We start from the raw sequence: 7,980 nt of genomic DNA on the forward strand, positions 1-7,980 counted from the left end.
AAAATAATTAATTATATTTACACAAAATAATTAATTATATTTACTTTTCAAAGAGCTATAATAAATAAATATCTATACATATCTTATTATACGAGGGGGTGAAACCGTGAAAAAAATATTAATAATTTTTCTTATTATGCTTTTTGTTGTGTTAGGTTTTAGTTATCAAGCTGGTTTAACATTAGAATTTAGAGAAAAACCTGTTGTTAATATTTTGCCTGATGACAGAAGTTTTTTTGATATTTTTGGAAGATTAGATTTATTAATTTTTTTTGTTAATGTACCATTTGCAGAAAATAATTATTATATGAATGATTTTAGTGAAATTACAATTTTGCCTGTTCGAAAGATAAATATAGACAAAATTAAGATAGGATTAAATATTATAAAAATGCATGTAGGAATATTCCCTTTTAGAATAGCTGCAGAAACAAATATTTCAAATATTGTAGATTATGAAAAAATATTGATAACTACAAGTAGTGGCATTAGATTTGGCGATAATTTTTCTCTTGAGTTAGGTTTAAGCAAGAATATAGGTTCATTACTATCGGGAAATTTAAATCTTAATTGGATTTTTGGATTTAATATTATGATATATTAAAAAAACCCGCATTGCGCGGGTTTTTTTAGTCTCTATCTCCGAACATTCCGGCTATCATAATCATTCTTAAAAGCTGCAAAATTGCCATAGCAGCAGAAGCTACATAAGTCATAGCTGCTGCACCTAATACTTTTTTTACATGTACAACCTCTGATGAAGGCATTCCCATTAATGGCAATGTTTTAATAGCTCTAGAACTTGCGTTAAATTCCACGGGTAATGTGATCAATGTAAATAATACAGCAAAAGCAAATAATAATATACCTAATTGAATTAATGTTTGACTATAAAATAAAAAACCTATTAAAAATAATATCCATGATAAATTAGACCCTATTGCTGCAAAAGGAACTGAAAAATTTCTTAAAACCAAGGGCAAATAATTTTCTTGATGCTGCATAGCATGACCAACTTCATGAGCTACTACCCCTAAAGCTGCTACAGATCTACTGGAATAAGTTGCTGCAGATAATCTTAGGACTTTATTTCTTGGATCATAATGATCGGTTAAGAAACCAGAAACTGCTTCAACTCTTACATCGTATAACCCCAATGAACTTAACATTCTTCGTGCGAATTCTGCACCTGTTTCACCTGTTATTGACATTACTTTTGAATATTTTGAAAAAGTACTTTGTACCGACATTTGGGCAATTAAAGATAAAATTAACCCTGGTAGTAAAATTATGAATGTTGGATCAAACCAAAATGGATAAAAGAACATCTATCAACCACCTCCATTGTTTTTTCGATGTTTTTAGACTATATAAAAAAAATAATGTTCAAATCTATTATACTATAAAGAGCTTAAAAAATTCTTAAAAATTGGATGTAAAATAATATATATAGGCAATTTTTCATTAAATTATGCTATAATAAAAATAACAAAATTTGAAAGATGGAGTGATTAAAATGAGATTAAGAATAGGTTTAGCGCAATTGAATTCCCATGTGGGAAATTTAAAAGGAAATCTTGAAAAAGCAATAAAATCACTTAATATGGCTGAAAAGGAAAAAGCTGATATTTTACTTTTTCCAGAATTATTTTTAACAGGATATCCCCCAGAAGATTTAGTTTTGAAAACAGGCTTTTTAAGTGATTCAAGGCAAATGCTAAATGAATATATCAATAATTCAAAGGGTAAGAACGCTGTAACAATTATTGGGAATCTTGATTTTGAAGTAGATGCATACAATGCTGCTTATGTTATATATAATGGAAACGAAGAAGCAAAATATCATAAAATTTATCTTCCAAATTATTCTGTATTTGATGAAAAAAGGTATTTTTCTCCAGGAAAAAATCCATTGTTATTAGAATTGAAAAATGGTCTAAAAATAGGAATAACAATTTGTGAAGATATATGGGTTCCAAATGGACCTGCAGTTGATCTTGCAGAAATGGGAGCACATGTTATTGTTAATATTTCAGCATCTCCATATTCAAAAGGAAAGCCTAAAGATAGATTGGAAATGTTAAAAACTAGAGCATCAGAACTCTCAACATGGTTAGTTTATGTAAATCATGTAGGTGGTCAAGATGAAATAGTTTTTGATGGTGGAAGTGTAGTTATAAACCCATTTGGTGAAGTAGTTCATTCATTGCCATTGTTTAAAGAAAAGATAGATTTTATAGATATTGATCCTATATCATCAACAAGAGCTAATTTGCGCGAGGGAAAAAGAAGACATTTGATATATGAAACACATAATGTTGAAATAAAAAAAATCAATAAAATAATTGAAAGAAAAGATAATATATTAAAAGGAAATAAAGAAATATTATTATTGAATAAATATGAAGAAATATATAGCGCCTTAAAATTAGGATTAAAAGACTATATAAATAAAAATGGTTTTTCTAAGGTGGTTTTAGGATTAAGTGGTGGTATGGATTCGGCTTTTGTTGCTGCTTTGGCAGCTGATACTTTTGGCAGTGAAAATGTTTTAGGAATTTTAATGCCATCACAATTTTCATCAAGAGGAAGTATTGAGGATTCTATTAAACTTGCTAAAAATTTGGGTATAAAAACGGAAACTATTCCTATTAGAAGAACGTTTGAAAGTTTATTAAAAGAATTGGATATAGCATTTTCTAAAATGCCTGTAAATGTAGCTGAAGAGAATATCCAAGCAAGAATTAGAGGAACTATAGTAATGGCATTTTCCAATAAATTTGGATATATAGCCCTTGCAACAGGAAATAAAAGTGAGGTAGCTACAGGTTATGCTACATTATATGGAGATATGGCTGGAGGATTATCACCAATTAAAGATGTGTATAAAACAGAAGTGTATAAGTTGGCAGAGTACTTTAATAAAATTAAAGGTGGATGGATAATACCAGAAAATATCTTTACAAAAGCTCCATCAGCTGAATTAAGACCAGATCAGACAGATCAAGATAAATTACCTCCATATGATATACTTGACGCAATATTGGAGAGGTATATAGAATATGAAATGAGTATAGATGAAATAGTTGAAGATGGTTATGATATAGAGATTGTAAAATATGTTTTAAAATTAGTTGATTTGAATGAATATAAAAGACGACAAGGAGCACCTGGAATAAAGGTGACACAAAGAGCTTTTGGAAAAGATAGAAGAATGCCAATAACAAACGGGTATAAAGTTTGGAGGTAAAAATATGATTATTTTAAACGAAGAAGAAAGAAAAAGAGGTATGAAGTCTTTATTGCTTATTTTTGCTATAATGTTAGGAACTTATGTTTTTATATGGTTTTTTTGGTCTGAGTATGAAAAAGTGTTAAATGAATTTAAAGTATTACCAACGTTGCAGATAGAAAAAGCAAATTGGACTAATATATATAAAAATCAAAAAGTTTTTGATACAAAATATGGGGATGTATTAGTAAATAAAATAGATGAAACAAGTTATACAATAAAATATAAAAATTTTGAATTTCATGAAAAAGCATTTAGATATTTTAATGTAAGAGAACTAAACAAATCTATATTGATTTCATTTCCGTCATTTTATTTAAGAGGTATAAAAAACATATTAATAGATGAACAGAATAATGTTTATACGTTTTATAAAGTTCCAATAGATTTACAAGATGAATATGATTTACACTTTGCAAATTTTTTACTTAGAAATATTAATTCTATAGAACTTATGAATATACCAAATATATTTAAAAATAGGGATAAAAAAGAAAATAGCATTATAGTAAATTCAAAATATACGAAGTTCTTTTTAGAAGATATAAATAAAATATATAAATTATCAGATAATATGTTTGTTTTTGTTAAAAATTCAGAAACAGAAGATTTCATAGAATATTATATGGTAAATGCTGAAGAAGAAAATAGAGAAGAAAAAAACTTTGTTTTAAGAATATTTTTGTTAGAAAAATAAGGATTAGAAAATAATTGGGGGATATTTATGTATGAAAATCTTAAAACTACTATACAAAAAATTAAAACAATTATAAAGGAAGCTATTGATTATAAGCTTAAACAAATGGGATTTTATGAAAAAGAATTTGTTCCATATAAAAATAAGTATATATATAACAATAAAGTTGTGGATATGCTAATAGAAATGTTTTCAGAAAATTATGAATATCAAAGAAAAAAATATGTTGAAAATTATACGTTTAATTATGTAAATAAAGTAATAGCTTTAAAAATGTTAAATGAAAAATCTATTTTAAAAGGATATAACAACTTCATTCAATTAAGAGAATATATACCCGAACTTTTTGATGAGATTTATGAAATAGATTTAGGTAACAGTCTGTATGAAATAATAAATGAGATTGAAAGAGTAAAGGATTGGCATAAAGAGGATATATTAGGATGGGCATATCAATATTACAATATAGATGAAGAAAGGCCAAGACTTTTTGAACAATCTCAATTTTATACACCAGAATGGGTTGTGGAATATATAGTAGATCAAACATTAACCAGATATTATTGTGAATTATACGACGATAAAGAAATAGCAGAGAAATATAAAATAAAATATCAAAAAAGATATATATCAAAAAAACTTGAAGATATAAAGATTTTAGATCCGACATGTGGTAGTGGCCATTTCTTAATAAAGGTATACGATAGATTAAAAGAATTTTATGAAAAGCAAGGATATTCTAGAGATATTTATATTAAGAATATTATTGAAAAAAATATATATGGAATGGATATAGATGAAAGATCAATAGAAATAGCAAAAATTATTTTGAAGATAAAAGCGTTAATTGATGGATATAGAGGCAATCTTGATTTTAATCTTGTTTCTACCAATTTTGAAATGGTGAAACCTGAAGATATAGAGGATAAATTGTTGAGAAAGGTTTACGAAAATGTAAGAAATGACATTGAAGGATATGAGGAATTAGGAAGTCTTGTTACTTTAAGTAAAGAATCTGAAGAATTAATATTAGAATTTCAAAGAAGAAAACTAATACCCTTATTTGAAGAAAAAACAAGGTTGGAAAAATATTATGTAGAAAAACTAAAAAAATTTTTTAAAATATTAATGATTAAATATGATATAGTTATTTCCAATCCACCGTATACTGATTCTCATGATTATACACCATTGTTGAGAAAGCATATTAGAGAAAAATATTTTGAGTATAGAAAAAATTTATATGCATGTTTTATTAAAAGAAATTATGAATTTTTAATAGATGATGGATTATTAGGGATGATTACTCCGCAGACATTTATGTTTATAAGTAGTTATGAAGGATTAAGAAGGTTTATTATTAAAAATATGCACATTGAAAATCTTGTTCATTTTGGTTTAGGAGGAGTTTTTGAGGATGCTCTTGTAGATACAGCTATGTATATATTAAGGAAATCAAAAGATATAAAAAAGAAAGGATTATATATAGATCTTAATAATGTTTCGTATGAAAATAAAAAATATGAGTTAAAAAAAATTATAAGCAAACTATATGAAAATGAAAATCTAGAAAATACTTTTGAAGAAGATCAGAACGAATTTAAAAAGATCCCTAGAGTTCCATTTGTTTACTGGATAAATGAAGATATAAAGAGAATATTTGAATATGACAAATTGATTAACTATGCTGATGTAAGACAAGGAATTGCAACAGGAGATAACAAACGTTTCTTGAGGTATCATTGGCAGGTTCCAAAAGATGAATTAAGTTTTAATCATAAAGAAGATAATAAAAAATGGGTTCCTTATGCTAAAGGAGGGCCTTTTAATAAATGGTATGGAAATTTATGGTGGGTTATAGCTTTTGATGAAGAAAATTATAACATTTTAAAAAATATGGGGAATCATTTACCAAATAAACAATATTATTTCAAATCAGGAATTACTTATTCTATGACAACATCAAAAGGACCAACTTTTAGATTGCTTCCAGAAAATTTTCTTTTTGATTGTAAAGGTAGTAGTATTTTTACAGAAGATGAAGAACTTAAATATGCGTTATTGGGATTTCTTAATAGTAAATTAGCATTTTATTTATATAAATTTATTGCCGGAAGTGTGGATTTGGAAGTTGGAGATTTAAAACAAATACCTTTGGCAAACAGTTTAATTAAAAATAGTAAAAAGAAGGAATTATTAGTAGATATTGTAAAGTTAATTTTAATAATAAAAAAACAGAATACAGACACATCTCCATTAGAGCTTCATTATAAAGGTTCTCCTTTACACCAAATTAGAAATGGAGACATTGAAGAAAGATTATATCATATAATTTTTGTAAAGGATTTATTGGATACATATATGTTGATGCTAGAAGCTTTAATAGAAAAAATTATATTTCAAATGTATGGACTAAAAAAGAAAACTATAAAAGAAATATATAAAAATGAAGGAATACCCGCAGGGTGGATAAATATAAATGTTTTTGAAAAATTACCTCCACTAAGAAAATTTTTAAAAGAAGAATATTTAAAAGAATTCAATATAGATGAAAATAAAATAAAAAAAATAGAAAATGAAATATATAGGTTTATAAAGTATATAAAGCCAGATTCTAATAGTATTAGTATAAAGGATATAGAAAGTATTTATTATAAGAAAAATAGATCTGAATACGATAATGCTATTGAAAGAGTTTCGGTAAAAACGGAAATAAATCCTTTGTCTGCTTTTAGTATTATCAAGAATAATATTATTTTGAAAAATAATTATATGGTTAAAAATATAATATTTCTAGCAATTAATGAAGAGTATTTGAATAGTAAAGGGAGTTTTCTTAAAACAAAAGATAGATTAGAGAAAATTGGAATAACGGAAGAATATATACGAAAATATTTAAAAAATTCTTTGGAAAAATATTTAGGAACCAAATTTTTGAAAGATCAAATGAATTATTATAAAAAAACGGTTCCATTTTATTAGGGGGGTATTATGGAGGAATATAAACGAATATTTAAACAGGTAACTTTTTCTATTTTCATAATAATAGTAATTTTTATTATAGGTATTATAGGATTTATGGTATTAGAAGGATGGGGTTTTTTTAAAGCTTTTTATATTACTGCAATAACATTGTCTACTGTGGGATATGGAATGCCTGAAAATATTTCTCATGCTACAATTATATTTGATGCAATTCTTATATTTACAGGGATATCAGTAGTTTTATATTTAATTTCTTCTTTAACAGCATTATTTGTAGAAGGAGACTTTAAAAAGATAGGGGGAATTCTTAAAATGATGAAAAGAATTGATAATATAAAAGACCATTATATAATTGTTGGGGGGGGAAAAACGGGGAAATATATAATTGATGAATTTATAAAATCAAAAATACCCTATATAATAATAGAGAAAGATGAAGAAAAAATTAATAAACTTATAGAAAAAAAAGAATATGATAGTATTAATTATATAATTGGTGATGCCAAGGAAGAAGACATTTTATTAAAAGCCAAAATATATGATGCTAAAGGTGTGTTATTAACATTACCAAATGATGTTGATAATTTATATATATCTTTAACAGCTAAAACATTAAATCCTTCGTTATATATAGTCTCCAATGCAACAAGTTCTGAAGAAGTGAGAAAATTATTATACGCAGGCGTAGATAATGTTCTCCTTCCCCCGGAAATTACTGGAAAAAGAATGGCATTAATGGTTTCAAAACCAAACGTTCTTTCATTTATAGAAAGTACACAAATGGATTTTGGTGAAACATTCGGTTTTGCAGAAATAAGAATTCCAGAAAATAGTTGGATGGTAGAGAAAGATTTTGGGGAGTTAGAAATTTCTAAAACATTAAATGTTATTGTTATGGCAATTAGGCATAACGGAAAAGCCCTATATAATCCTAAGTCAAATTATAAAATAAAAGCTAAAGATTCATTAATGGTAATAGGAGATCAGGAAGATATTGAAAAATTAA

The 7,980-nt window shown here is 26.1% G+C and carries 6 protein-coding genes; 5 read left to right on the forward strand and 1 reads right to left on the reverse strand.

Translation table 11 applies throughout. The features are described 5' to 3' along the window. The first annotated feature begins 106 nt into the window (after positions 1-106). Complete coding sequence (locus tag ACYQ44_RS09980; protein ID WP_459997069.1) at positions 107-604, forward strand: hypothetical protein; 498 nt, start codon at positions 107-109, stop codon at positions 602-604. Positions 605-629: 25 nt separating this feature from the next. Here ACYQ44_RS09980 and ACYQ44_RS09985 read toward each other — a convergent pair whose 3' ends face one another. Continuing rightward, positions 630-1,328 (reverse strand): zinc metallopeptidase, encoded by a 699-nt coding sequence (locus ACYQ44_RS09985; RefSeq protein WP_459997071.1) that lies wholly within the window; start codon positions 1,326-1,328, stop codon positions 630-632. Positions 1,329-1,516: 188 nt separating this feature from the next. On the opposite strand from ACYQ44_RS09985, the gene ACYQ44_RS09990 reads away from it, so the two are divergent. The 4 genes from ACYQ44_RS09990 to ACYQ44_RS10005 all read left to right on the forward strand — a co-directional run. Then, on the forward strand, positions 1,517-3,250 hold the full coding sequence (locus ACYQ44_RS09990) for an NAD+ synthase (RefSeq protein ID WP_459997073.1): 1,734 nt from the start codon (positions 1,517-1,519) through the stop codon (positions 3,248-3,250). Between the two features lie 4 nt (positions 3,251-3,254). Further along, entirely contained in the window at positions 3,255-3,989 is a 735-nt protein-coding gene (locus ACYQ44_RS09995) for a hypothetical protein (protein ID WP_459997075.1), read from the forward strand. A gap of 27 nt (positions 3,990-4,016) precedes the next feature. Then, the gene (locus tag ACYQ44_RS10000; protein ID WP_459997077.1) at positions 4,017-6,971 is read left to right on the forward strand and encodes an Eco57I restriction-modification methylase domain-containing protein; all 2,955 of its coding nucleotides are present in this window, start codon (positions 4,017-4,019) and stop codon (positions 6,969-6,971) included. 9 nt (positions 6,972-6,980) lie between these two features. Beyond that, positions 6,981-7,980, forward strand: a 1,000-nt coding sequence (locus ACYQ44_RS10005) for a potassium channel family protein (RefSeq protein WP_459997079.1), incomplete at its 3' end; no start/stop codon positions are given.

This window comes from Marinitoga arctica, from assembly GCF_054657315.1.

Excerpts from the sequence above, each read along its gene's own strand:
- ACYQ44_RS09995 (WP_459997075.1), top strand. The coding sequence starts at position 3,255 with ATGATTATTTTAAACGAAGAAGAAAGAAAAAGAGGTATGAAGTCTTTA.
- ACYQ44_RS10000 (WP_459997077.1), top strand. The coding sequence starts at position 4,017 with ATGTATGAAAATCTTAAAACTACTATACAAAAAATTAAAACAATTATA.
- ACYQ44_RS09985 (WP_459997071.1), bottom strand. The coding sequence starts at position 1,328 with ATGTTCTTTTATCCATTTTGGTTTGATCCAACATTCATAATTTTACTA.
- ACYQ44_RS09990 (WP_459997073.1), top strand. The coding sequence starts at position 1,517 with ATGAGATTAAGAATAGGTTTAGCGCAATTGAATTCCCATGTGGGAAAT.